This is a genomic window from Streptomyces sp. NBC_01276 (assembly GCF_041435355.1).
Lineage (GTDB): Bacteria > Actinomycetota > Actinomycetes > Streptomycetales > Streptomycetaceae > Streptomyces.
In genome coordinates, this window is record NZ_CP108442.1 from 4,984,739 (window position 1) to 5,007,286 (window position 22,548).

Consider the following 22,548-nt stretch of genomic DNA (forward strand, 5'->3'; position numbering starts at 1 on the left):
TACGTCGGTGAGGGATGACGTGAGCGACAACTCTGTAGTACTCCGGTACGCGGACGGTGAATACACCTACCCGGTGGTCGAAAGCACTGTCGGTGACCAGGGCTTCGACATCTCGAAGCTGAGGGCCCAGACCGGGCTCGTCACGCTGGACAGCGGCTACGGAAACACCGCCGCCTACAAGTCCGCGATTACCTACCTCGACGGCGAGCAGGGCATCCTGCGCTACCGCGGTTACCCGATCGAGCAGCTGGCGGAGCGCTCGACCTTCATCGAGGTCGCCTACCTGCTGATCAACGGTGAGCTGCCGACCGTCGACCAGCTCGCGTCGTTCCGCAACGACATCACCCAGCACACGCTGCTGCACGAGGACGTCAAGCGGTTCTACGACGGCTTCCCGCGCGACGCGCACCCGATGGCGATGCTGTCCTCCGTGGTCAGCGCGCTGTCGACGTTCTACCAGGACAGCCACAACCCGTTCGACGAGAAGCAGCGCAACCTCTCGACGATCCGCCTGCTGGCCAAGCTCCCGACGATCGCCGCGTACGCGTACAAGAAGTCGGTCGGCCACCCGGTGGTCTACCCGCGCAACGACCTCGGCTACGTCGAGAACTTCCTGCGCATGACCTTCTCCGTGCCGGCCCAGGAGTACGACCTGGACCCGGTCGTGGTCTCGGCGCTCGACAAGCTGCTGATCCTGCACGCGGACCACGAGCAGAACTGCTCGACCTCCACCGTGCGTCTGGTCGGCTCCTCGCAGGCGAACATGTTCGCCTCGATCTCCGCCGGCATCTCCGCCCTGTGGGGCCCGCTGCACGGTGGCGCCAACCAGTCCGTCCTGGAGATGCTGGAAGGCATCAAGAACGACGGCGGCGACGTCGACGCCTTCATCCGCAAGGTGAAGAACAAGGAGGACGGCGTCCGCCTGATGGGCTTCGGGCACCGCGTCTACAAGAGCTTCGACCCCCGGGCGAAGATCATCAAGGCGGCGGCGCACGACGTCCTCTCGGCGCTCGGCAAGAGCGACGAGCTGCTGGACATCGCGCTCAAGCTGGAAGAGCACGCGCTGGCCGACGAGTACTTCGTCGCGCGCAACCTCTACCCGAACGTGGACTTCTACACCGGTCTGATCTACCGGGCCATGGGCTTCCCGACCGAGATGTTCACCGTGCTCTTCGCGCTCGGCCGGCTCCCCGGCTGGATCGCCCAGTGGCACGAGATGATCAAGGAGCCCGGCTCCCGCATCGGCCGCCCGCGCCAGATCTACACCGGCGAGGTCCTGCGCGACTTCGTCCCCGTCGAGGCCCGCTGACCGCGAGCCCGCGAGGCCTGAGCGTACGAAAAGCGCCCCGCCGTCGATCCCCCCACGGGTCGACGGTCGGGGCGCTTTCCTTTTCCCCGGCAGCGGATTCCCCCCACGGGATCCGCGCCGGGGCGTCGGTGTGTGCCGGGACCCGTTCGGGTCGGGAGGGCCGCTCAAGGCTTCCCGAGGGCACGCGTCCCGGCCGGCAGATGCCCGGGACGTCCCCCAAGACCTCCGTGAAACATCCCCCAAGACGTTTCTGGCATCGCCCTATTAGACCCGTGTCGACCCCGGATGGTTACGTTGCGATCACTGTGATCTGCGTCTCCAGTGAAGGAACTGTGGAGGGCCGGGGGAGGAGGGCCACTAGCGGAAGGACCGCAGCCGCAGGCTGTTGGTGACCACGAAGACCGAGGAGAAGGCCATCGCGGCCCCCGCGATCATCGGGTTGAGCAGCCCGGCCGCCGCCAGCGGCAGCGCCGCCAGGTTGTAGCCGAAGGCCCAGAAGAGGTTGCCCTTGATGGTGGCGAGGGTGCGGCGGGAGAGCCGGATGGCGTCCGCGGCCACCCGCAGGTCGCCCCGTACGAGGGTCAGGTCCCCGGCCTCGATGGCCGCGTCGGTACCGGTGCCCATGGCCAGGCCGAGGTCGGCCTGGGCCAGCGCGGCCGCGTCGTTGACCCCGTCGCCCACCATGGCGACCGTCCGGCCCTCGGCCTGGAGCCGGCGGACCACGTCCACCTTGTCCTGCGGGAGCACCTCGGCGATGACCTCGTCGATGCCGACCTCGCGGGCCACCGTCTCGGCCACGGCCCGGTTGTCGCCGGTCAGCAGGACCGGGGTCAGGCCCAGTGCGCGCAGCCGGGTCACGGCCTCGGCGCTGGTCTCCTTGACCGCGTCGGCCACGCTCAGCACCCCGCGGGCCGTTCCGTCCCAGGCCACCAGCACGGCCGTGGCGCCGGTGGCCTCGGCGGCCTCCTTGGCGTCGGCGAGCGCGGCGGGCAGCGGCACCGACCGGTCGGCCAGCAGCCGTTCGCGGCCCACGAGGACGGCGTGTCCCTCGACGGTGCCCTCGACGCCGAGCCCGCCGTGGTTGCGGAAGTCCTCCGGGACGGGCAGCCCCTCGGTGAGCTCCGCGGCCGCCGTGGCGACGGCCCGCGCGATCGGGTGCTCGGAGAAGTGCTCCAGGGCGCCGGCCAGGCGCAGCAGTTCGCCGGCGTCGACCCCCTCGGCGGGATGGGTGGCGGACAGGGTCATCCGGCCGGTGGTGACCGTCCCGGTCTTGTCCAGGACGACGGTGTCCACCCGGCGGGTCGACTCCAGCACCTCGGGGCCCTTGATCAGGATGCCGAGCTGGGCCCCCCGTCCGGTGCCGACCATCAGCGCGGTCGGCGTGGCCAGGCCCAGGGCGCAGGGGCAGGCGATGATCAGGACGGACACGGCGGCGGTGAAGGCGGCGGTGGCGTCGTCGGTGATGAGCAGCCAGGCGACCCAGGTGCCGAGTGCGAGGAGCAGGACGACGGGGACGAAGACGCCGGAGACGCGGTCGGCGAGCCGTTGCACCGCGGCCTTGCCGTTCTGCGCGTCCTCGACCATCTTGGCCATCCGGGCGAGCTGGGTGTCGGCCCCGATCCGGGTGGCCTCGACGACGAGACGCCCGGAGGCGTTGACCGTGGCTCCGGTCACCGGGTCCCCGACGGCCACCTCGACCGGGACGGATTCCCCCGTCAGCATCGAGGCGTCCACGGCGGAGGAGCCCTCGACGACGGTGCCGTCGGTGGCGATCTTCTCGCCGGGTCGGACGACGAAACGGTCTCCGACCACGAGCGCGGCGACCGGGACGCGGACCTCCCGGCCGGCGCGCAGCACCACCACGTCCTTGGCGCCCAGTTCCAGCAGGGCCCGCAGGGCGGCCCCGGCCTTCCGCTTGGAGCGGGCCTCCAGATAGCGGCCCAGCAGGATGAAGGTGACGACTCCGGCGGCGACCTCCAGGTAGATGGCGGAGGAGCCGTCCGCGTGCGAGGCGCCCACGTCGAAGCCGTGCCGCATGCCGGGCGTGCCCGCCTGCCCGAAGAACAGGGCCCACAGCGACCAGGTGAAGGCGGCGAGGGTGCCGATGGACACCAGGGTGTCCATGGTGGCCGCGCCGTGCCGCAGGTTCGTCCAGGTGGCCTTGTGGAAGGGGAAGCCGCCCCAGACGACCACGGGCGCGGCCAGGGTCAGCGAGAGCCACTGCCAGTTGTCGAACTGGAGGGCCGGGACCATCGCGAGCACGACGACGGGCAGGGTGAGGACGGCGGAGACCAGCAGCCGCTCCCGCAGCGCGGCGAGTTCGGGGTCGGGCCCGGCGGGCCCCCGCGCTTCCCGTTCCGGTCCGGCCCCGTCGGCCGTGGCGGGGGACGGGGGCGGGGGCGCGGGCGCGGGCTCCTGCGCGGTGTACCCGGTCTTCACGACGGTGGCGATCAGGTCGGCGACCCGCACGTCCCCCGTGCAGGAGACGTGGGCCTTCTCGGTGGCGTAGTTCACCGTGGCCTCGACGCCGTCCATCCGGTTGAGCTTCTTCTCGATCCGGGCGGCGCAGGAGGCGCAGGTCATCCCGCCGATCGAGAGCTCGACCGCCGTTATGGGCCCGTCGTGCACTGTGCTGGTCATGTTTCCGGCTCCAGGGGGAGGGCCGGCCCGTACGGGACCAGTATGAGCTGGCCGGTACGGACCGGCTGGGTGCTGCGGGGGTGGCGGGGCGCGGCTCAGACCCGGCCGGCGAGCTCGTAGCCGGCCTCGTCCACGGCGGCGCGGACGTCTTCCTCGGAGAGCGGGGCGGCGGAGACCACGGTGACCTCACCGGTGGCGGCGACGGCCTCGACCGAGGACACGCCCGCCAGGGCGGTCAGCTCGGCGGTCACGGCGCCCTCGCAGTGCCCACAGGTCATGCCGGTGACCTTGTACACGGCGGTGGTGCGGGTGTCCGTCTCGGCGGTCATGTCGTTCTCCTTCATCGGGGGTGTCTCTCTGCTCCCAGATTATACCCCTAGGGGGTATTGAGCGAGCATCTGGCGGGACTTGGCGGGATCCCAGTGAAGCGTGCGGGGGGCAAGATCGCCGCAATCCCAGTAAACGGCGTTTACGGTGCATATGGAACGCTATCCACTGATAGTGGTCGCCGGGCCGTCAGCCGTCGTGGCGCCCCCGGTTGCCCGGGCGGCGGGCCACCCAGGCGCGGATGGTGTCGGCGTACCAGTAGGGCCTCGAGCCCTCCACGTGGTCGGGCGCGGGGAGCAGCCCGTGCTTCCGGTAGGAGCGCACGGTGTCCGGCTGGACCTGGATATGGGCGGCGATCTCCTTGTACGACCACAGCGTTCGGTCGCTCATCCACGACACCTCCTGGTCCACGCCGCGGGGCCGGCCGGACGGCCGTCGGGGGAGCCGGCGCGTGGACAGTGACGATCACTCGGGTTGTGCCCGGAGAACGACGCCCGGTGAGTGCGGGGCAGCGGCTGTCGACGGCCTGTGACGGAAAACCCGCGAAATGCGGACATCCGTCACAGGAGGGTGACTCCCGTGACGGAATACGACACAGGAGTCACCGGGGCGTCCGGGGTGCTGCGGGGCGCTTCCAGCCCGCTTGCGGCCCGCTCAGTCCCGCCCGGCCGCGTACAGCTCCGGCCGCTCCGCCAGCCGCACCTCGGTCCGTACGCCGCTGCGCGCGGCCACCAGCCCCGCCCGCGAGACGGCCGCCGCCGCGTACCCGTCCCACGCGTCGGGTCCCGCCACCCGCCCCCGCGCCGCCGCGGCCACCCAGCGCCGCACCTGGCGGTCGTAGGCGTCGGCGAACCGGGTCGTGTAGTCCTGGACCACCTCCCCGCCCCACCGGCCGCCCGACTCGACCACCATCGCGTGGCCGTCGCCGATGCGGGCGGTGCCGGACTCGCCGACCGCCTCGCAGCGCACCTGGTAGCCGAAACCGCAGTTGACGAAGATCTCCACGTCCACGATCGCGCCGCCCGAGGTCTCCAGCAGGACGAAGCGCGGATCGCCCAGCGCCTCCGGCGCGGCCGAGGTGGGGGTGGGCGCGAGCACCGTCACCGCGGTGACCTCCTGGCCCAGCAGCCAGCGGGCCGCGTCCACCTCGTGCACCACCGAGTCGCTGATCAGCATGTCGCCGGTGAAGAAGGAGGGCGAGGAGGCGTTGCGGTGGCGGCAGTGCAGGAAGAGCGGCCGGCCGATCCCGCCCGCGTCCAGCAGCTCCTTGAGCCGCTCGTACTCGGCGTCGAAGCGCCGCATGAACCCCACCTGCACCAGCCGCCGCCCCAGCCGCCGCTCCGCCTCCATGATCCGCAGGGCTCCCTCCGGATCCGGGGTCAGGGGCTTCTCGCAGAGCACCGGCAGCCGGCGGTCCAGGGCGTGCAGGACCGCCTCCTCGTGGGCGGGACCGGGGGAGGCGATCAGTACGGCGTCCACCCCGGGCGCCGCGATCGCCGCGCCCGGGTCCGTGTACGCGCCCGCGCCCTCCAGCCCCGCCGCGACCTCCTTGACGCGGTCCCCGTCCGGATCGGCGACGGCCACCACCCGCGCTCCGCCCACCGTGGTGCCGATCCGCCGGACGTGATCGGAGCCCATCCTTCCGGTGCCGATGACCGCGATGCCGAGCGTGCCGCTCATGTGTCTCTCCTCCAGGGTGTCAACGGGCGCCGCAGGAGCGCAGATGGGCCCGGGTGCGCCGGGCGATGGGCAGCGGCCGGTCGGGCGGGCACGGGTACATGTCCTGCTCCACGATGGCGAAGAGCTCCACGCCGAGCCGCTGGGCCGCCGCCAGTACGGGTTCCAGCGCGGGCACTCCCGACGGCGGCTCGCACATCACCCCGCGGGCCACGGCCGGCCCGAAGGGCAGCTCCTCGGCCCGCACTTCGGCGAGGACCCGCGGGTCCACCTGCTTGAGGTGGAGGTAGCCGATCCGCTCGCCGAAGGTCTCGATCGCCTCGACGCTGTCCCCGCCGCAGTACGCGTAGTGCCCGGTGTCCAGGCACAGCGAGACCAGGGCCGGATCGGTGGCGTCCAGGAAGCGGGCCACGTTCGAGGGGGTGTCGATGTGGGTGTCGGCGTGCGGGTGGACCACGATCCGCAGCCCGTAGCGGTCCCGGACCTCCCGGCCCAGCCGCTCGGTCTGCGAGGTCAGTTCGCGCCATTGGTCCGGGGGCAGGACCCGGTCCTCCAGCACCGCGCCGGTCTTGTCGTCGCGCCAGAAGGAGGGGATGACGACCAGGTGCTCCGCGCCCGTGTCCCGGGTGAGCGCGGCGATCCGCGACACGTGCTCCCAGGTCTCCTCCCAGACGGCGGGCCCGTGATGGAGTCCGGTGAAGACGGTGCCGGCGGACACCCGCAGGCCCCGCTTCGCGGTCTCGTCGGCGAGGCGGGCCGCGTCGGTGGGCAGGTAGCCGTAGGGGCCGAGCTCGATCCACTCGTACCCGGCGTCGGCCACCTCGTCCAGGAAGCGCTCCCAGGGGGTCTGGAGGGGATCCTCCGGAAACCAGACACCCCAGGAGTCCGGAGCCGAACCGACACGGATACGGGTCAACGCGGGTGGGGAGGAGGTCATGACGGCCACCTTAGGGTGCGAGGCTCAAGGCAACGGGGAAGGCGAATGGGACGGGCACGGGGAGCGGGAGGAGCGGCGCAAGTGGCAGGAGTTGCGGGAGTGTCGGCTGTGAACAGCGCGGACGGGTCCGCGTACGACCTGATCACCATGGGACGGATCGGGGTGGATCTCTACCCGCTCAAGAGCGGTGTACCGCTCGGCGAGGCCGACACCTTCGGCAGGTTCCTCGGCGGCTCGCCCACGAACGTCGCCGTCGCCGCCGCCCGGCTGGGCCGCCGCACGGCCGTGATCACCCGGACCGGGGCCGACCCCTTCGGGGCGTACCTGCGCGCCGAGCTGCGCGCCTTCGGCGTCGACGACCGGTGGGTGGGCGAGGTCGAGCGGTACCCGACGCCCGTCACCTTCTGCGAGGTCTTCCCGCCGGACCACTTCCCGCTCTACTTCTACCGGCTCCCCAAGGCCCCCGACCTGGAGATCGGGGCGGACGAGGTGGACCGGGAGGCGGTGCGCGCGGCCCGGGTCTTCTGGATGACGGGCACCGGACTCAGCGCGGAGCCCAGCCGCAGCGCCACCCTCGGCGCGCTGGAGGCCCGCTCGAAGTCCGGGACCACCGTCTTCGACCTGGACTGGCGGCCCATGCTCTGGGAGGAACCGCCGCAGCCCTGGTACGAGCGGGCCCTGGCCCTGGCGACCGTCGCCGTCGGCAACACCGAGGAGTGCGCGGTGGCCACCGGCCGGGACGAGCCGTACGCGGCCGCGCGGGCGCTGCTCGCCGCCGGGGTGGAACTGGCCGTGGTCAAACGCGGGCCGGAGGGCGTCCTGGCCGTGCACCGGGACGGGACGGTGGTGGAGGTGCCGCCGGTGCCGGTGACGGTGGTCAACGGGCTGGGCGCCGGGGACGCGTTCGGGGGCGCGCTGTGCCACGGACTGCTGGCCGGCTGGGACCTGGAACGGGTGCTGCGCCACGCGAACGCGGCCGGCGCGATCGTGGCCTCCCGGCTGGCGTGCTCGTCGGCGATGCCGTTCCCGCACGAGGTGGAGGAGGTGCTGGGGCGTGCCGGTGGTGTCTGAGTCGGTCATGGAGTTCACCCGGCTGCGGGTGCTGGAACTCGCGCCGGGGGAGACGTACGCCTTCGCGTGCGGGGACGCGGAGTGGATCGTCCTCCCCCTCGCGGGCGGCTGCGAGGTCCGCTGCGCGGGGGCTTCCCGGGACCCGGGTCCGGGCCCGGAGGCGGACGCCGAGCCGGAGCCGGACCCCGGCCCCGGGTCGGATCCCGGCCCCGAGCCCGAGCCGGACCCCGAGCCGGACCCCGAGCCGGATCCGGAACCGTTCCCGGACCGGCCTCCAGGGCCGGACCCCGAGCCCGAGCCGGATCCCGAGCCGGATCCGGAACCCTTCCCGGACCGGCCTCCCGGGCCGGTTGCCGGGCCCGACGCGGGCCGGCCTTCCGGCGGGCCGGGCGGGGCCGCCCGGAGCGCGACGCGGGTCTTCCGGCTCGGCGGCAGGAACGGGGTGTTCGACGGCCCGAGCGACTTCGCGTACCTGCCCCGCGACGGCCACGCGGACGTCACCTCGGCGCGGGGCGGCCGGTTCGCGCTCGTGGGGGCCCGCTGCGAGCGGCGGCTGCCGGCCCGGTACGGGCCCGCCGGGGCCGTACCCGTGGAGCTGCGCGGCGCCGGCACCTGCTCCCGGCAGGTCCACAACTTCGCCGCCGCCGACGTGTTCCCCTGCGACCGGCTCATCGCCGTCGAGGTCCTCACCCCCGGCGGGAACTGGTCCTCGTACCCGCCCCACAAGCACGACGAGCACCACCCCGGCGAGGAGTCCCGCCTGGAGGAGATCTACTGGTTCGAGATCGCCCCGCACGACGGCGTCCCCGGCTTCGGCTACCAGCGGGTGAGCCCCTCCCCGGCCGGGACGACCGACGTCCTCGCCGAGGTGCGGACGGGCGACACCGTCCTGATCCCGGACGGCTGGCACGGCCCCTCCATCGCCGCGCCGGGCCACGACATGTACTACCTGAACGTGATGGCCGGGCCGGACGCGACGCGGGAGTGGCTGATCCGGGACCACCCCGACCACGGCTGGATCCGCGGCACCTGGCCCGGCCTGGCCGTCGACCCCCGGCTGCCCTTCCCCCGCGCGGAGGACGACGCATGAGGCTCACCACCGCCCAGGCCCTGGTCCGCTTCCTGGCCGGCCAGTACACCGAGCGCGACGGCCGTCGCCACCGGCTGATCGCCGCCACCTGGGGGATCTTCGGACACGGCAACGTGGCCGGGATCGGGCAGGCCCTGCTGGAGAGCGGCCCGCGGGCCATGCCCTTCCTCCAGGGGCGCAACGAGCAGGCCATGGTGCACGCCGCCGTCGGCTACGCCCGGCAGAGCGGCCGGCTCTCCGCGCACGCCGTGACCACGTCCATCGGGCCCGGCGCGACCAACCTCGTCACCGGCGCCGCCCTCGCCACGATCAACCGGATCCCGGTGCTCCTGCTGCCCGGCGACACCTTCGCGACCCGGCCCGCGGATCCGGTGCTCCAGCAGCTCGAAGTCCCCTACGCCGGCGACGTCTCCGTCAACGACACCCTGCGGCCCGTCTCGCGCCACTTCGACCGGATCACCCGCCCCGAGGCCCTGGTCCCGGCCCTCCTCCAGGCGATGCGGGTGCTCACCGACCCCGTGCAGACCGGGGCCGTCACGCTCGCGCTGCCGCAGGACGTGCAGGCCGAGGCCCACGACTGGCCCGAGGAGTTCTTCGCCGAGCGGGTGTGGACCGTGCGCCGCCCGCGCCCCGACCGGCACGAGCTGGCCGCCGCCGCCGAGGCGGTACGGGGCTCCGGGCGCCCCCTGATCGTCGCCGGCGGCGGCATCCGGCACGCCGCCGCCGGGGCCGCGCTCGCCGCCCTCGCGGAGGCGACGGGGATCCCGGTCGCCACCACGCAGGCGGGCAAGGGGGCCATCCCGTACGACCACCCCGCCGAAGTGGGCGGCGTCGGCCACACCGGGACGGCCACCGCCGACGCGCTGGCCCGCGAGGCCGACCTGGTCATCGCCGCCGGGACCCGGCTCACCGACTTCACCACCGCCTCCTCGACCCTCTTCCAGAACCCGGCCGTCCGCTTCGTCGGCCTCAACCTCGACCCGTACGACGCCCACAAGCTCGCCGCCCTGCCGCTGGTGGCGGACGCCCGCGAGGGGCTGGGGGAGCTGCTCGACGCGGTCGCCGGGTACCGGGTCGCGCCCGCGTACGAGGCCGCGTACACCGGGGCCAAGGCCGGGTGGGAGGCCCGCGTGGACGCCGCGTACGCCGTACCCGCCGACGCCGAGGACCTGCCGCCCACCCAGGCCCAGGTCCTCGGCCTCCTCGACGGGCTCGTGGACGGCACCGACATCCTGGTCAACGCCGCCGGCTCGCTCCCCGGAGACCTGCACAGGCTCTGGCGGGCCCGCTCCGCCGACCAGTACCACGTCGAGTACGGCTACTCCTGCATGGGCTACGAGATCCCCGCCGCCCTCGGCACCGCCCTCGCCGCGCCCGGCCGCCCCGTGTGGGCCCTGGTCGGCGACGGGACGTACCTGATGAACCCCACCGAACTCGTCACCGCCGTACAGGAGGGCGTCCCGGTCAAGGTGGTGATCCTCGACAACCACGGCTTCGCCTCCATCGGCGGCCTGTCGGGGGCCGTGGGCGGCGAGGGCTTCGGCACGGCGTACCGCTTCCGGGGGCCCGACGGCGCGTACGACGGCGCTCCCCTCCCGGTGGACCTCGCCGCGAACGCGGCCTCCCTGGGGATGGCCACCATCCGTACCCGCACCATCGGTGACCTGCGAAAAGCCCTCTCCGAAGCGCGTGCGGCGGACCGTCCCACATGTGTCTACGCACAGACCCGAACACCCGACACTGTGTCGGGCCCACCCCCGGCACAGGCGTGGTGGGATGTTCCTGTGGCCGAGACCGCGACCCGTGCGTCGGCGGCCCGTGCCCGTGACGAGTACGACCGGCAAGCCGCGCAGCGACGTCGCCATCTGTGAAGGAGCAAGCATGAAGACCGTCAACCACTGGATCGGTGGCAAGACCGTCGAGGGCGCGTCGGGCAACTACGGCCCGGTCACCGACCCGGCCACCGGCGAGGTCACCACGCAGGTCGCCCTCGCCTCCGCCGAGGAGGTCGACGCCGCGGTACGGGTCGCGCAGGAGGCGTTCCTGTCCTGGGGCCAGTCCTCGCTGGCCGCCCGCACCAAGGTGCTGTTCGCCTACCGCGCCCTGCTGGACGCCAACCGCGACGCCATCGCCGAACTGATCACCGCCGAGCACGGCAAGGTGCACTCGGACGCGCTGGGCGAGGTCGCCCGCGGCCTGGAGATCGTCGAGCTGGCCTGCGGGATCACCACCCAGCTCAAGGGCGAGCTGTCCACCTCCGTCTCCAGCCGGGTGGACGTCTCCTCGATCCGCCAGCCGCTGGGCGTCGTCGCGGGCATCACGCCCTTCAACTTCCCGGCGATGGTCCCGATGTGGATGTTCCCGCTGGCCGTGGCCTGCGGAAACACCTTCATCCTCAAGCCCAGCGAGAAGGACCCGTCGGCCGCCAACAAGCTGGCCGAGCTGATGACCGAGGCCGGTCTGCCCGCGGGCGTCCTGAACGTCGTCCACGGCGACAAGGCGGCCGTCGACGCGCTCCTCGCGCACCCGGGCATCTCCGCCGTGTCCTTCGTCGGCTCGACCCCGATCGCCCGCCACATCCACACCACCGCCTCGGCCAACGGCAAGCGCGTCCAGGCGCTGGGCGGCGCCAAGAACCACATGCTGGTGCTCCCGGACGCGGACCTGGACGCCGCCGCCGACGCGGCCGTCTCCGCGGCCTACGGTTCGGCCGGCGAGCGCTGCATGGCGATCTCCGCGGTCGTCGCCGTCGGCTCCATCGCGGACGAGCTCGTCGAGAAGATCCGCGAGCGCGCCGAGAAGATCAAGATCGGCCCCGGCAACGACCCCACGTCCGAGATGGGCCCGCTGATCACCGCCGCCCACCGCGACAAGGTCGCCTCCTACGTCAAGGGCGCCGCGGCCCAGGGCGCCGACGTCGTCCTCGACGGCACCGGCTACACGGTCGAGGGCAACGAGAACGGCCACTGGATCGGCCTGTCCCTCCTGGACAACGTCAGGACCGACTCCGACGCCTACCGCGACGAGATCTTCGGTCCGGTGCTGTGCGTGCTGCGCACCGAGACCTACGAGGAGGGCGTGGCTCTCATCAACGCCTCGCCGTTCGGCAACGGCACCGCGATCTTCACCCGCGACGGCGGCGCCGCCCGCCGCTTCCAGCTGGAGATCGAGGCGGGCATGGTCGGCGTGAACGTGCCGATCCCGGTGCCGGTGGGCTACCACTCCTTCGGTGGCTGGAAGGACTCGCTCTTCGGCGACCACCACATCTACGGCAACGACGGCATCCACTTCTACACGCGCGGCAAGGTCGTCACCACCCGCTGGCCGGACCCGGCCGACGCCCCGGCCGGCGTGGACCTGGGCTTCCCCCGCAACCACTGATGCCCGGCAGCCGGTGACGCCCGGAGGCCTCCGGTTCCCCGGAAGCCTCCGGTTCCCCGGCCGCCGCCGTCGTCGGCCGGCGCGTCCCCGGACAGCAGGACCCCCTGGCCAACCCTCACCGGCCGGGGGGTCCTGCCGTTCGCCGCGCCGGGCCGCCCGGGGGGTCCGTGGCTCGGGCCGCCCGGGGGTCCCCGGGGTGCCAGGGGTGCCCGGGGTGCTCGGGCCGCGCGGGGCCTCGCCGGTCAGTGCGTCCGCGCCAGGTCCCGTTCGGCTTGGGGCCGTGGGGGATCCGAGCGTCGCCGCCGGCGCAGTACCAGCACGGCCGTCCCCGCCCCCGCCAGCACCAGGACCGCTCCCGCCGCCGCCCAGGGGACCGCGAGGAAGTCCGTGGCGGACTCGGAGGAGAGGTCGGGGTAGGCGGCCGCGCCCGCCGAGACCTTGACGCTCACCCAGTCCAACTGGGGCGAGTCCGGCCACGGCTCGGTCATCTCCACCCGCTGCCCCGGCAGCAGCACCAGCTTCGGCTCCCGGGCCGGCCGGTCCAGCACCCGGCGCCCGAACAGTCCCCGCGCGGACACCGCCACCTTCGGCTCCACCACCACGTTGCCCCGGTTGACCAGCGCGTACGAGACCGTGGCGCGGGCGTCCTTCACCCACGGCAGCAGGGGTGCCCCCCGGGTGACCCGTACGTCCTCCACGCTCAGCCCCGGGGTCAGCGGTCCCGGTACCCGGAAGTACAGCCGGGCCCCCACCGAACGCTTCACCCCCACCTGCACCTTGCCGTCCTTCTGTACCCCCTCGACGGCGGTGTTGAGGGCGACGATCCCGCCGACGTGATCGCCCGGCGTGGCGTCCCCGGGGACCTTGACGGTGAAGGGGATGTCGGCGCGGCCCTTCGGCGGCACGGTCACGGTGGCCGACGCCTGCGGTGCCAGCGCGATCCAGGTGCCGACGTCCTCGGGCTTCGTTTCGGCGGGCAGCAGCGCGAAGGCGCCCCCCGACGGGGTGTTCACGGCGTCGGTGGCGAAGACCTGGAAGGTCAGCTCCTTGTCGGAGGAGTTCAGGATCGTGGCGCTGTCGCTGACGGTGGCCCCGGCGGCGCCCTGGTGGAAGAAGTACGCGCGGTCGGTCATCGCGGCGCCCGCGGCGGGCGTGGGGAACACCCCCCAGGTGCCGTTGTCCGCGGCCGTGGCGGGGGCGGCGGACAGGGCGGGGAGCAGCAGCAGCCCGCACAGTCCGGCGAGGAGGACGTGCGGGAGGGTGCGCAGGCGCATGGGCGGGTCTCTCCAGTCACGGCGCGGAACGGGAAGAGGGGTGGTGCGACGCCGTGGCGCCGCCCCACCCCGGGGCCGGGCCCGGTCAGGCGATCGAGAAGGTCACGACCGACTGGTAGGTGTCGGCGAACATGAACGGCGGCAGCTGCAGCATCGCCGCGCCGCCCACGGCGAACTCGCCGCCGGTCAGCTCGTCACCGCCGGCCGCCTGGGAGGCGACCTTCATCGGGGTGTCGGTGATCGCGCCCGGCGCACCGGCGGTGCAGGTGCTCGGGCTGTCCGGGTTGGTCACGGTGCAGGACGGCTGGATGCCGATCTGCGCCTTCGCCATCGAGTGGCCGGTCGTCTGGTTCAGGAACGGCGTACGGGTCGCCGTCACGTCCCAGCCGAGGCTGCCGCCGCGGAAGTCCTGGACGGTGGCGGCGTTGAACGCGCCGAACACCGACTGGGCCTTGCCGTTGATGGTCACCGCGCCGAAGCTGACGGCCGGCTGGCCGTCCTTCGGGCCGAGGGCCAGCGGTCCGGGCAGCACCTCGACGTCCACCGGGTTCTGCACGCCCGCCTGCTCCTCGACGAACACGAAGGGCTTGGCCGGGGGTACCGAACCGTCGATCTTGATGGCGTCGGCCTTCTTGGTGACCGTGATGTTGCAGGTGGCGGCGCCGGTCGCGTCCGCCGTGCCGGTACCGGTGTCACCGGTCGCGGCGCCCGCGAGGAGGGCGGAACAGGTGACCGCGCCGGCCGGGAAGTTGGCGCCGGTTGCGGTGACGGCGGTGCCCGCCTTGCCGCTGTTGGGCGTCAGCCTCGTGGTGACCGGGTCCTTGGGCAGGGCCTCGACGGCCACCGAGCCGACGGAGGCGCTGGGACGCGGATCCGGCGTACAGGTCGTCGTGTAGACCGTGCCGCCGAGGTCGGCGTCCGTGATCACCTGGTCGATGGTGATCTGGACCGTGGTGCCCTCGGTGCCGTCCGGGACGGTGATGTTCCCGCTGAAGGCGGGCGGGTCGGCCTTCTTGCCGGCTTCCTGGTGGCTGGGGACGGCCGCGCTGGTGACCGTCTGGGCGACCCCGCCGACGAGCAGCTTCGCCTTGATCGTGTTGACCGTGTCGATGGTGAACATCGGGACGACCGGGGTCTCACCGGGGTCGATGGTGATGGGGACGCTCTGGCCGGCCTTCGCGGTGTCCGGCAGCGTGATCGTGTAGTCCTGATTGCCGTTGGCGCCCGGCTGGGGCGCCGGGGCCACGCACTTCACGGGGACCGAAGTGGTCTTGGTCGCGGCCTGCGCCGTGCCCGTGAGGGCCACCACACCGCCCGTCAGGGCCAGGGAAAGGGCGCCCGCCCCGGCCAGAACTCTTCGTCGGAACGTTGTACTCACTGGGTCGCGACTCCTTCGTCAGACGAAACCCCTCCCCCCACCCGCTGTGGGGAGGAGGTTGAGCCGGTGCGGATGGCCGTCATTGACGCGTCGCGGTCATGAGAAGTCAATGGCTTGCTTTCGCCCGAAGCACACACACATTGATGTCCCATCAGACCCGGTCTGATGGGACATCGGATACCGACTGGTCGGTGGCGGGTACGCCCGGGGCGGGAGGGGTCAGCGGTCCGTCGGGACGTGCAGGAGCAGGTTCGGGGTTCCGGCCGGGAGGTTCGTGATCCGGTCCGGAACGGCGGCGCGCACCAGGGCCTGGCGCACCTGTTCGGGGGACGGGTGCATGCCGGTCACGCCGGGCAGGCCGACGGTGCCGGGCGCGGCCGGTGCGCCACCGGTCCCGCCGGTCCCGGTCGTGCCGTTCCCGGTGTCCGACAGGATCAGCGCGGCCACGCCCGCCACGTGCGGGGCGGCCATGGAGGTGCCGGAAGCGCGGGCGAGGGCGGTCGCGGAGCCCTTCCAGGCGGAGACGACGGACACGCCCGGCGCGGAGATGTCCACGCAGGGGCCGTGGTTGGAGAACGCGGGGCGGCGGTCGGCGGCGTCGGTCGCGCCGACGGTGAGGGCCTGCGGGACGCCGGAGGGGGAGCCGGCGCAGGCGTCCTTGCCCTCGTTCCCGGCGGCCACGGTGAAGGTGATCCCGGACGCCACCGCGCGGATGACGGCCGCGTCCATGGCGTGGCTACGTGAGCCGCCCATACTCATGTTGGCCACCAACGGGCCCTTCGGCGCGTTCTTGACCGCGTCCTTCACCATCCAGTCCAGGCCGCGCAGGATGGCCGACAGTCGCCCGTCACCCCGGCAGTCGGCCACCTTCACCCCGACGAGGGACACCCCCTTCGCGACCCCGTACGTAGCCCCGCCGACGGCCGCCGCGACGTGGGTGCCGTGGCCGTTGCAGTCGGACGCGCCCTCCAGGAACACCGCGTTGTAGCCGGCGCGGGCGCGTCCGCCGAACTCCTGGTGGAGGGTGTTGATTCCGGTGTCGACCACGTAGACGGTGACGCCCCGGCCCTGGGAGGCGTACGTGTACGAGCCGTCGAGCGGCAGCTCGCGCTGGTCGATCCGGTCCAACGGCCAGGGCGCGGACCGCTGCACGGCGGCGGCGGGTGCCGCGGGTGCCGGGGCCGCGGCGGCGGGGGTGGGGGTGGGGGTGGGGGTGGGAGCGGGCACCGCGGGAGCCGAGGGCGGGGGCGGCGTCGGGTCGTCGGAGATCCGGTAGAGCCCGTCCGGCTCCACGGAGGCCACCCTCGGGTCGGCGGCGAGCTCGGCGGCGCGGGCCGCGGTGGTGCGTACGGCGAAGCCGTTGAGGGCGGTGTCGTAGACCGCCGAGACCTGGTCGCCCGCCTCCGCCGCCTCGGCGGCGAGCGCACGGGCCGGGGCGCGGGAGCTGGTGTCCTTGAGGACGACGACGTAGGGGGCGGTGGGGACGTCGGTGGCACGCGCGGCGTCGGCGGTGTGCGGCGGCAGGACGGTGGCCGCCGCGAGGAGGGCGGCGGCCGGGAGGAGCGCGGTCATGGCGGTCATGCCGCCGATGCTCGGGCCGCCCCGGCGACGGCGCGCGGAGGGTGCGCCGACTGGCCGCACGACACGCCGCCGCGGGGGGCGCGGCGGACTAACCGAGCGCCCAGCCGCGCATCGTGAAGACGCCCTCGTCCTCGGCGCCCGCCGAGTCGTAGGTTGCCAGGGCGGGGCCGTTCCCGGTATCGACCCCCACCCACATGCCGTAGCAGCCGCGCGCCCTGGCCTCGTCTGCGAGGGCCAGGGTCAGGGCGCGGCCGATCCCGCGCCGCCGGTGGGCCTCGTCCACGGAGAGTTCGTAGAGGCACATCTCGGTGCCTTTGTCGGGGTGGGTCATCTCGACGCCGGAGACCATGCCGACCGGCACGTCCCCGACGTAGGCGATGAGCATCAGGTGACCGGGCGTGTCGAGGAAGCGCCGGGCCCAGTCCTCACGGGCGGGACCGTCGAAGAGCCCTTCGGCCGCCACGAGTTCGGCGCAGCTGCGGGCACGGCGGATGTCCATGGCCCGACCCTAGGCCCTGTCGTCGGAGCGGCGCCCGCCCGCGCCGTTGTCGGGGCCCGGAACGGGTCCGGTTACGCGCGCCCCTCCACCTCAGGACGCTTCCCCTCGGCCCCTCGGCCCCTCGGCCGCCCAGCCTCTCGGCCCCCCAGCCCCTCGGCACCGAGGGGGCCCGGTGCGCCGGATGTCGCGGCTGACCGGCGGCTCGGGCCGCGCGCCGGGACCGGCCGGTCCCGGCGGCTCCGGGTCGGTCAGGTGGCGCGGAGGGCCAGGGCGGCCGCGAAGGCGGATGGTGCCGGGAGGTCGCGCAGGGTCCAGCCCGGGACCGGCGCCGGAGTGGCCGCCGAGCCCACGTACGGGTCGGCCAGGCCGAGTGCCAGTCCCGTGCCGGTGGCCTTGAGGTAGGCCTCCTTGCGGGACCACACCCGCGCGAGGGCCGCCGGGCGGTCCGCCACCGGGAGGCCGGAGAGCTCGGCCGTCTCCGCCGGGTGCAGGGTGCCCAGGACGTCGTCCACCGCTCCCGCTCCGGGCAGCCCCTCGATGTCCACGCCGACCGGTACCCCCGCGAAGGCGAAGTACGCCATGTCGTCGCTGTGCGAGAGCGAGAAGTGCAGCGCGCCCCCGGCCACGGCGGGGCGCCCGTGCGGCCCGCCGCAGCACGGGCAGTCCTCCCGCACCAGGGCGACCCGCTCCGGCGGGAGCCCGAGGTATCCGCCGAGCAGTACGCGCAGCCCCAGGTGCGACGCGAGGTAGCTGCGGCGGTCGCCCGCGCGCAGCAGCCGCGAGAGCCGGTCCCGCTCGGACGCGTCCAGCAGCGCGACGGCACCGGCGACGTCGTGGCCGCCGACCACCTCGCGCGTGGTGTCCAGCGCCCACACCGTTACGGCGGCGCCCACCGGGAGCGCACCGGTCCGGGGTATGCCCTCGCCGAGTTGGTTCACGTACTCGATCACCCGATGAGGGTAGACGAGGAGGCGGGCCCGGCTACCCTCGTCCGGTATTGATCTTTCCGAGTCCAGGGGGAACTCGCCGTGCACAGTGCCGTCGTGACGTCGGAAGGCGACCGGATCCGCTGGGTCGAACTCGCCGGGGAGGGGCCGGTCCGCGTCTTCCTGCACGGGCTCGGCTCCACCTCGCCGGCCTACTTCGCGGCCGTCGCCGCCCACCCGTTGCTGGCCGGGCGGCGCTCGCTGCTGGTCGACATGCTGGGGCACGGGCACAGCGACCGGCCCGAGGCGTTCACGTACACCCTGGAGGCGCACGCCGACGCCGTCGCGCGGGCGCTCACCGAGGCCGGGGCCGAGGGGGCCGAGCTGATCGGCCACAGCATGGGCGGAGCGGTGGCCATCGTGCTCGCCGCCCGGCACCCCCGGCTGGTCTCCCGGCTCGTGCTGGTCGACGCCAACCTGGACCCGGTCCCGACCGTTCCCCGCACACCGGGCAGCAGCGGGATCGCCTCCTACACGGAGGAGGAGTTCCTGGCGGGGGGCTGGGCCGAGGTCCGCGACCGGGTCGGCGCGCACTGGTGGTCGACCATGCGGCTGGCCGGCCGCACCGCCCTGCACCGCAGCGCGGTGCACCTCGCCGCGGGCACCACGCCCACCATGCGCGAGCTCCTGCTGGACCTGAAGCTCCCGCGCACCTTCCTCTACCCGGAGGCCGACGGCTCCCTGCCCGGGGCCGAGGCCCTGGAGGCCGCCGGGGTCGCCGTCGTCGCGGTGCCGGACTGCGGGCACAACATCATGCTGGACAACCCCGAGGCCTTCGTCCGCGCCACCGCCGCCGCCCTCGCCCCGACCGCGCCCTGACCCGTCCCCGCCGGGCGGACCCGGGGGAGCGCCGGGAACGACGGCGGGTTCAGCGGCGCCCGGCCGGGACGGCCGAGGCCGGTGCCACGGAGGGCTGTCCGTCCGGTATTCGCGCCCCCGGCGAGGGCGTGCCGTCGGTCCAGGCGTAGACCTTCCTGCCGCGTACGGCGACCTGGTACTGGTACCGGTCCCGGCACTCGGGCCGTTCCTCGGAGCGCGTGTCGCCGGGCCACCAACGGGCGTCCAGATGGGGCCCGCCCGCCTTCTTCGGGGCGCTGACGGCGCACTGCGGACCATCGAGCGGGGTCTTGCCGAGGGTGAACCGGATCAGCCGGGCCTCGCCGGTGGTGCGCACCCGTACGCGGACATCGGTGGCGTCCTTCGGTATCCAGCTCGGCAGGACGAACGCCAGGTCACCGCGCGTGGGCGCGTCGGCGGCGGTGGCGAAGTGCCTGCCCTTCTCCTTGAAGAAGCGGTCGTTGAGGGTGTTGGTGACCGGGTTGGGCGGAAGGTTCGGCAGGGCGAGCGCGGCGATGGCGAAGGCTCCCGCCAAGGCGGCGGCGATGACGAGCGGACGGCGGTTCATGGCTATAAGTGTTCGGATCGAAGCCCGATCGCGCGTCCCTCCGCAGTACGAATCCTGACTCTGCCTGAAGTCGCATACGCCGTCATACCTGAGTGCCGGTCCGGGCGGCCGGCGTAGGCCCACGGTCCTTCGCGGGGGCACCGGGCGAGGGCGGCCCCGCCGGACCGCGGGACCGCCGGCCGCGCCCGTCCCGCCGGACCCGCCGGGCCTCGTTATAGGTGCGCTGGGGATCGCAGATATGCCGGGCTCCGAGAGTGAACCCACAAGCCGCGCCGCGCAGTTGACGGGCGGCCCGCTCTCTCCCCCCCACTCCCCCCGCCGCCCGGAGGAATGCCATGCGTCTTCGTCTCGCTCCCCTGCTCGCCGCCACGGCGGCCGCGGGCCTGCTCGCCCTCGCGACCCCCGCGTCGGCTGCCCCGGCGGACAAGCCGCAGGTCCTCAGCGGTTGGACGCAGACCAGCGCGTCCAGCTACAACGCCTGGGTCGCGGCGCGCGGCAGCCAGGGCAACTGGGCCGCGTACGGCTTCGACTGGTCCACGGACTACTGCTCGTCCTCCCCGGACAACCCGTTCGGCTTCCCGTTCCAGACGGCCTGCGCCCGCCACGACTTCGGCTACCGCAACTACAAGGCGGCGGGTTCCTTCCCGGCGAACAAGTCCCGGCTGGACGACGCCCTGTACGCGGACCTGAAGCGGGTGTGCTCGCAGTACTCGGGCGTCAAGAAGGGTTCCTGCGACAGCACCGCCTGGACGTACTACCAGGCGGTCAAGGCGTTCGGCGTCTCCCCGCAGGACGCCCCGGCCGCCTGACGGCCCCGGCCCGGCCCCGGCCCCGTTCCAGCCCGTCCCGGCCCCGTCCTGTACCCGCCCCCCGATCCCCGTCCCGCCCTCGCCCCCGTCGGGCGGGACGGTCCCCCTTCGCGGGAAACACGGAAGCCCTCCCGGTGGGAGGGCTTCCGTCGTGGTGCGGAGAGTGCCCCCGGCAGGACTCGAACCTGCGGCCAAGCGCTTAGAAGGCGCCTGCTCTATCCACTGAGCTACGGGGGCCGGAAGGTGACCGTGGTGGCCTGGAGCCCCTTGGTGGGGGTGGGACTGCGGTCCGTGCCGGGTCAAGGATAGGGCTCCGGTCGCCTTGTCCCGGTTGCTTCACCCGCGTGCCACGATGTGGAGGTTCGGTGAAGCGGTCCCGATAATCGCAGGCAGGTGCGATTCGCGCATCGCTTTTGCGCCGCGTCGGCCTGGGTGTTGTGCACTCGTTATGCCTGCGTCCCACTCGTCCTCCGTGTCCAGGATGTCCTGCCGAGGTCGCGGTCGGCGCGCAGAGGGCGTATAAGCTTCAAAAATGGTCCCAAATTGGGCATTCTTCGCATGTGGTGACCTTGGATGTTCGGCCTCAGCTGCTCGATGCCCTGTCCGCCCTGCGCGACCGGGTCGCGTCCGTGCGTCTGCCGCTGCCCCTGCCCGGCGCCCCGCGCGCCCGCCAGACCAGAGCCGAGCTGCTCGCGCAGCTCGACGACTACCTCGTACCCCGGCTGAAGGCGCCCGAGGCGCCCCTGCTCGCCGTCGTCGGCGGGTCCACCGGTGCCGGTAAGTCCACCCTCGTCAACTCCCTCGTCGGACGCCAGGTGAGTGAAGCCGGGGTGCTCCGGCCGACGACACGCACCCCCGTGCTCGTCTGCCATCCGGATGATCATCACTGGTTCGCCGGAATGCGGATCCTCCCCGACCTCCTGCGCGTCTGGGCCCCCGAAGGCGAGGACGAACTGCTTCCCGCGCCCAAGAAGCGCCCTCCACTCGGATCCAACCAGCGGACCGTGACGGGCGAACTGAGGATCGAGACCGTCTCGACCCTCCCACGAGGGCTGGCCGTCCTCGACGCCCCCGACGTCGACTCCCTCGTGGTCGAGAACCGGACGCTCGCCGCGCAGCTGATCTGCGCCGCCGACGTCTGGGTCATGGTCACCACCGCCTCGCGGTACGCGGACGCCGTCCCCTGGCACATGCTGCGCACCGCCAAGCAGTACAGGGCCACCCTGGTCACCGTCCTGGACCGGGTCCCGCACCAGGTGCTCGCCGAGGTCTCGCGGCAGTACGGGGCCCTGCTCACCCGGGCCGGGCTGGGCGACGTACCGCGGTTCACGGTGCCGGAGCTGCCCGAGTCGGCGGGCGGGGGCGGGCTGCTGCCGGCGAGCGCCGTCGCGCCGCTGCTCGCCTGGCTCAGCCACCACGTCCAGGACCCGGCCGCCCGGCAGTACGCCGTCGGGCGGACCGCGCTGGGCGCCCTCGACTCCCTCGGACGCCGCATGCCGGAACTCGCCTCCGCCGTCGCCGCGCAGCACGCCGCCGCCGTACGGCTGACGTCCGCCGTCGAGGACGCGTACAAGCAGGAGGGCCGGCGGGTCCGCAACCGCCTGGACCGGGGCGCCGTACTCGCCGGGGACGCGCTGACCAGATGGCGCGGCTACCCCCTCGACACCAGTGCCGACGAACTGCTCGACTCCCTCGCCGAATCGCTGGCCGCGCTCCTGCAGTGCGCCGTGGCCGCCGCCGACGAACGCATCGCCGCCGCCTGGCGGCGCGAGCCGGCGGCCGGGGCGGTGACGCTGCCCGCGCCCGACCGCGAGGCGGCCGAACGCATCGGCGTGGCCGTACGACGCTGGCGGCGCGTCCTGGAGGAGCTGGCCGAGGAGGAGGTCGCCCGGCTCGACCGGCAGCCGGCGCCCGACCCCGACGCCATCGCGGCCCTCCTCGTCGCCGCCCTCCTGGGCGGCAAGCGGGCCCGGCCGGCGGGGGAGAAGCTCGCCGAACGGATCGGCGTACAGACCGCCGTACGGCTGCGGGACCGGGGCGGGGAGCTGGTCGCCGAACACCTCGACCAGGTGCTGCGCGCCGAACGCGACCGCAGGCTCGCCCCGCTGGAAGCGCTCGAAGTGACCCCGGAACCGCAGGCCGAGCTGATCGCCGCGCTGTCCCTACTGCAGAAGGAGAGGTGAC

General features: G+C 73.5%; 19 protein-coding genes and 1 tRNA gene. 8 read left to right on the forward strand and 12 right to left on the reverse strand.

Going from position 1 to position 22,548, the window contains the following annotated elements:
• Positions 1–19 precede the first annotated feature (19 nt).
• A complete protein-coding gene (locus OG295_RS22330; protein ID WP_266839123.1) occupies positions 20–1,309 on the forward strand; it encodes a citrate synthase in 1,290 nt (429 codons plus the stop codon).
• A 357-nt stretch (positions 1,310–1,666) separates the two neighbouring features.
• On the opposite strand, the gene OG295_RS22335 is transcribed toward OG295_RS22330, so the two are convergent.
• The 5 genes from OG295_RS22335 to OG295_RS22355 form a co-directional block, all read right to left on the reverse strand.
• A complete protein-coding gene (locus OG295_RS22335) occupies positions 1,667–3,949 on the reverse strand; it encodes a heavy metal translocating P-type ATPase (RefSeq protein ID WP_371678468.1) in 2,283 nt (760 codons plus the stop codon).
• 95 nt (positions 3,950–4,044) lie between these two features.
• Complete coding sequence (locus tag OG295_RS22340; protein WP_371678469.1) at positions 4,045–4,278, reverse strand: heavy-metal-associated domain-containing protein; 234 nt, start codon at positions 4,276–4,278, stop codon at positions 4,045–4,047.
• A gap of 187 nt (positions 4,279–4,465) precedes the next feature.
• Positions 4,466–4,666 (reverse strand): helix-turn-helix transcriptional regulator, encoded by a 201-nt coding sequence (locus tag OG295_RS22345; protein WP_371678470.1) that lies wholly within the window; start codon positions 4,664–4,666, stop codon positions 4,466–4,468.
• 264 nt (positions 4,667–4,930) lie between these two features.
• Positions 4,931–5,956, reverse strand: a complete 1,026-nt coding sequence (locus OG295_RS22350) for a Gfo/Idh/MocA family protein (protein ID WP_371678471.1) — start codon at positions 5,954–5,956, stop codon at positions 4,931–4,933.
• A 19-nt stretch (positions 5,957–5,975) separates the two neighbouring features.
• Positions 5,976–6,890, reverse strand: a complete 915-nt coding sequence (locus OG295_RS22355) for a sugar phosphate isomerase/epimerase family protein (protein ID WP_371678472.1) — start codon at positions 6,888–6,890, stop codon at positions 5,976–5,978.
• A gap of 99 nt (positions 6,891–6,989) precedes the next feature.
• Here OG295_RS22355 and iolC point away from each other — a divergent pair, with 99 nt between their 5' ends.
• The 4 genes from iolC to OG295_RS22375 are packed head-to-tail and all read left to right on the forward strand — an operon-like array spanning position 6,990 to position 12,432.
• Positions 6,990–7,961: a 5-dehydro-2-deoxygluconokinase gene (iolC, locus tag OG295_RS22360; protein WP_371678473.1), complete on the forward strand. Its 972-nt coding sequence runs from the start codon at positions 6,990–6,992 to the stop codon at positions 7,959–7,961.
• Positions 7,945–9,051, forward strand: a complete 1,107-nt coding sequence (iolB, locus tag OG295_RS22365) for a 5-deoxy-glucuronate isomerase (protein WP_371678474.1) — start codon at positions 7,945–7,947, stop codon at positions 9,049–9,051. The genes iolC and iolB overlap by 17 nt, the downstream gene beginning before the upstream one ends.
• Positions 9,048–10,922 carry a 3D-(3,5/4)-trihydroxycyclohexane-1,2-dione acylhydrolase (decyclizing) gene (iolD, locus tag OG295_RS22370; RefSeq protein ID WP_371678475.1) on the forward strand — a complete coding sequence of 625 codons (1,875 nt, stop codon included), beginning with the start codon at positions 9,048–9,050 and terminating at the stop codon, positions 10,920–10,922. The genes iolB and iolD overlap by 4 nt, the downstream gene beginning before the upstream one ends.
• A gap of 10 nt (positions 10,923–10,932) precedes the next feature.
• Positions 10,933–12,432: a CoA-acylating methylmalonate-semialdehyde dehydrogenase gene (locus tag OG295_RS22375; RefSeq protein ID WP_371678476.1), complete on the forward strand. Its 1,500-nt coding sequence runs from the start codon at positions 10,933–10,935 to the stop codon at positions 12,430–12,432.
• Positions 12,433–12,674: 242 nt separating this feature from the next.
• Here OG295_RS22375 and OG295_RS22380 read toward each other — a convergent pair whose 3' ends face one another.
• The 5 genes from OG295_RS22380 to OG295_RS22400 form a co-directional block, all read right to left on the reverse strand.
• Positions 12,675–13,706, reverse strand: a complete 1,032-nt coding sequence (locus tag OG295_RS22380) for a WxL protein peptidoglycan domain-containing protein (RefSeq protein ID WP_371678477.1) — start codon at positions 13,704–13,706, stop codon at positions 12,675–12,677.
• An 85-nt stretch (positions 13,707–13,791) separates the two neighbouring features.
• A complete protein-coding gene (locus tag OG295_RS22385) occupies positions 13,792–15,084 on the reverse strand; it encodes a hypothetical protein (RefSeq protein ID WP_371678478.1) in 1,293 nt (430 codons plus the stop codon).
• Between the two features lie 219 nt (positions 15,085–15,303).
• Entirely contained in the window at positions 15,304–16,665 is a 1,362-nt protein-coding gene (locus OG295_RS22390) for a S8 family peptidase (protein ID WP_371678479.1), read from the reverse strand.
• Positions 16,666–16,753: 88 nt separating this feature from the next.
• The gene (locus tag OG295_RS22395) at positions 16,754–17,164 is read right to left on the reverse strand and encodes an N-acetyltransferase family protein (protein ID WP_371678480.1); all 411 of its coding nucleotides are present in this window, start codon (positions 17,162–17,164) and stop codon (positions 16,754–16,756) included.
• A 248-nt stretch (positions 17,165–17,412) separates the two neighbouring features.
• Entirely contained in the window at positions 17,413–18,114 is a 702-nt protein-coding gene (locus OG295_RS22400) for a 4'-phosphopantetheinyl transferase superfamily protein (RefSeq protein WP_371678481.1), read from the reverse strand.
• A gap of 78 nt (positions 18,115–18,192) precedes the next feature.
• Here OG295_RS22400 and OG295_RS22405 point away from each other — a divergent pair, with 78 nt between their 5' ends.
• Positions 18,193–18,969: an alpha/beta fold hydrolase gene (locus OG295_RS22405; RefSeq protein WP_371678482.1), complete on the forward strand. Its 777-nt coding sequence runs from the start codon at positions 18,193–18,195 to the stop codon at positions 18,967–18,969.
• Between the two features lie 49 nt (positions 18,970–19,018).
• Here the strand turns inward: OG295_RS22405 and OG295_RS22410 are convergent, their stop codons facing one another.
• A complete protein-coding gene (locus tag OG295_RS22410; RefSeq protein ID WP_371678483.1) occupies positions 19,019–19,555 on the reverse strand; it encodes a hypothetical protein in 537 nt (178 codons plus the stop codon).
• 335 nt (positions 19,556–19,890) lie between these two features.
• Here OG295_RS22410 and OG295_RS22415 point away from each other — a divergent pair, with 335 nt between their 5' ends.
• Positions 19,891–20,364 (forward strand): phospholipase, encoded by a 474-nt coding sequence (locus OG295_RS22415; RefSeq protein WP_371678484.1) that lies wholly within the window; start codon positions 19,891–19,893, stop codon positions 20,362–20,364.
• A gap of 164 nt (positions 20,365–20,528) precedes the next feature.
• Here OG295_RS22415 and OG295_RS22420 read toward each other — a convergent pair.
• Positions 20,529–20,601 (reverse strand) — tRNA-Arg (locus tag OG295_RS22420).
• Between the two features lie 332 nt (positions 20,602–20,933).
• Here OG295_RS22420 and OG295_RS22425 point away from each other — a divergent pair.
• Positions 20,934–22,547, forward strand: coding sequence for a dynamin family protein (locus OG295_RS22425; RefSeq protein ID WP_371678485.1), 1,614 nt, complete (start codon positions 20,934–20,936; stop codon positions 22,545–22,547).
• Position 22,548: the final 1 nt, after the last annotated feature.

What these genes read in the sequence shown, in the direction of transcription:
- iolD (WP_371678475.1), top strand. Translation starts at nt 9,048, where the DNA reads ATGAGGCTCACCACCGCCCAGGCCCTGGTCCGCTTCCTGGCCGGCCAG.
- OG295_RS22335 (WP_371678468.1), bottom strand. Translation starts at nt 3,949, where the DNA reads ATGACCAGCACAGTGCACGACGGGCCCATAACGGCGGTCGAGCTCTCG.
- OG295_RS22415 (WP_371678484.1), top strand. Translation starts at nt 19,891, where the DNA reads ATGCGTCTTCGTCTCGCTCCCCTGCTCGCCGCCACGGCGGCCGCGGGC.
- OG295_RS22380 (WP_371678477.1), bottom strand. Translation starts at nt 13,706, where the DNA reads ATGCGCCTGCGCACCCTCCCGCACGTCCTCCTCGCCGGACTGTGCGGG.
- OG295_RS22340 (WP_371678469.1), bottom strand. Translation starts at nt 4,278, where the DNA reads ATGACCGCCGAGACGGACACCCGCACCACCGCCGTGTACAAGGTCACC.
- OG295_RS22375 (WP_371678476.1), top strand. Translation starts at nt 10,933, where the DNA reads ATGAAGACCGTCAACCACTGGATCGGTGGCAAGACCGTCGAGGGCGCG.
- OG295_RS22355 (WP_371678472.1), bottom strand. Translation starts at nt 6,890, where the DNA reads ATGACCTCCTCCCCACCCGCGTTGACCCGTATCCGTGTCGGTTCGGCT.
- OG295_RS22350 (WP_371678471.1), bottom strand. Translation starts at nt 5,956, where the DNA reads ATGAGCGGCACGCTCGGCATCGCGGTCATCGGCACCGGAAGGATGGGC.
- OG295_RS22410 (WP_371678483.1), bottom strand. Translation starts at nt 19,555, where the DNA reads ATGAACCGCCGTCCGCTCGTCATCGCCGCCGCCTTGGCGGGAGCCTTC.
- OG295_RS22395 (WP_371678480.1), bottom strand. Translation starts at nt 17,164, where the DNA reads ATGGACATCCGCCGTGCCCGCAGCTGCGCCGAACTCGTGGCGGCCGAA.
- OG295_RS22390 (WP_371678479.1), bottom strand. Translation starts at nt 16,665, where the DNA reads ATGACCGCCATGACCGCGCTCCTCCCGGCCGCCGCCCTCCTCGCGGCG.
- OG295_RS22345 (WP_371678470.1), bottom strand. Translation starts at nt 4,666, where the DNA reads ATGAGCGACCGAACGCTGTGGTCGTACAAGGAGATCGCCGCCCATATC.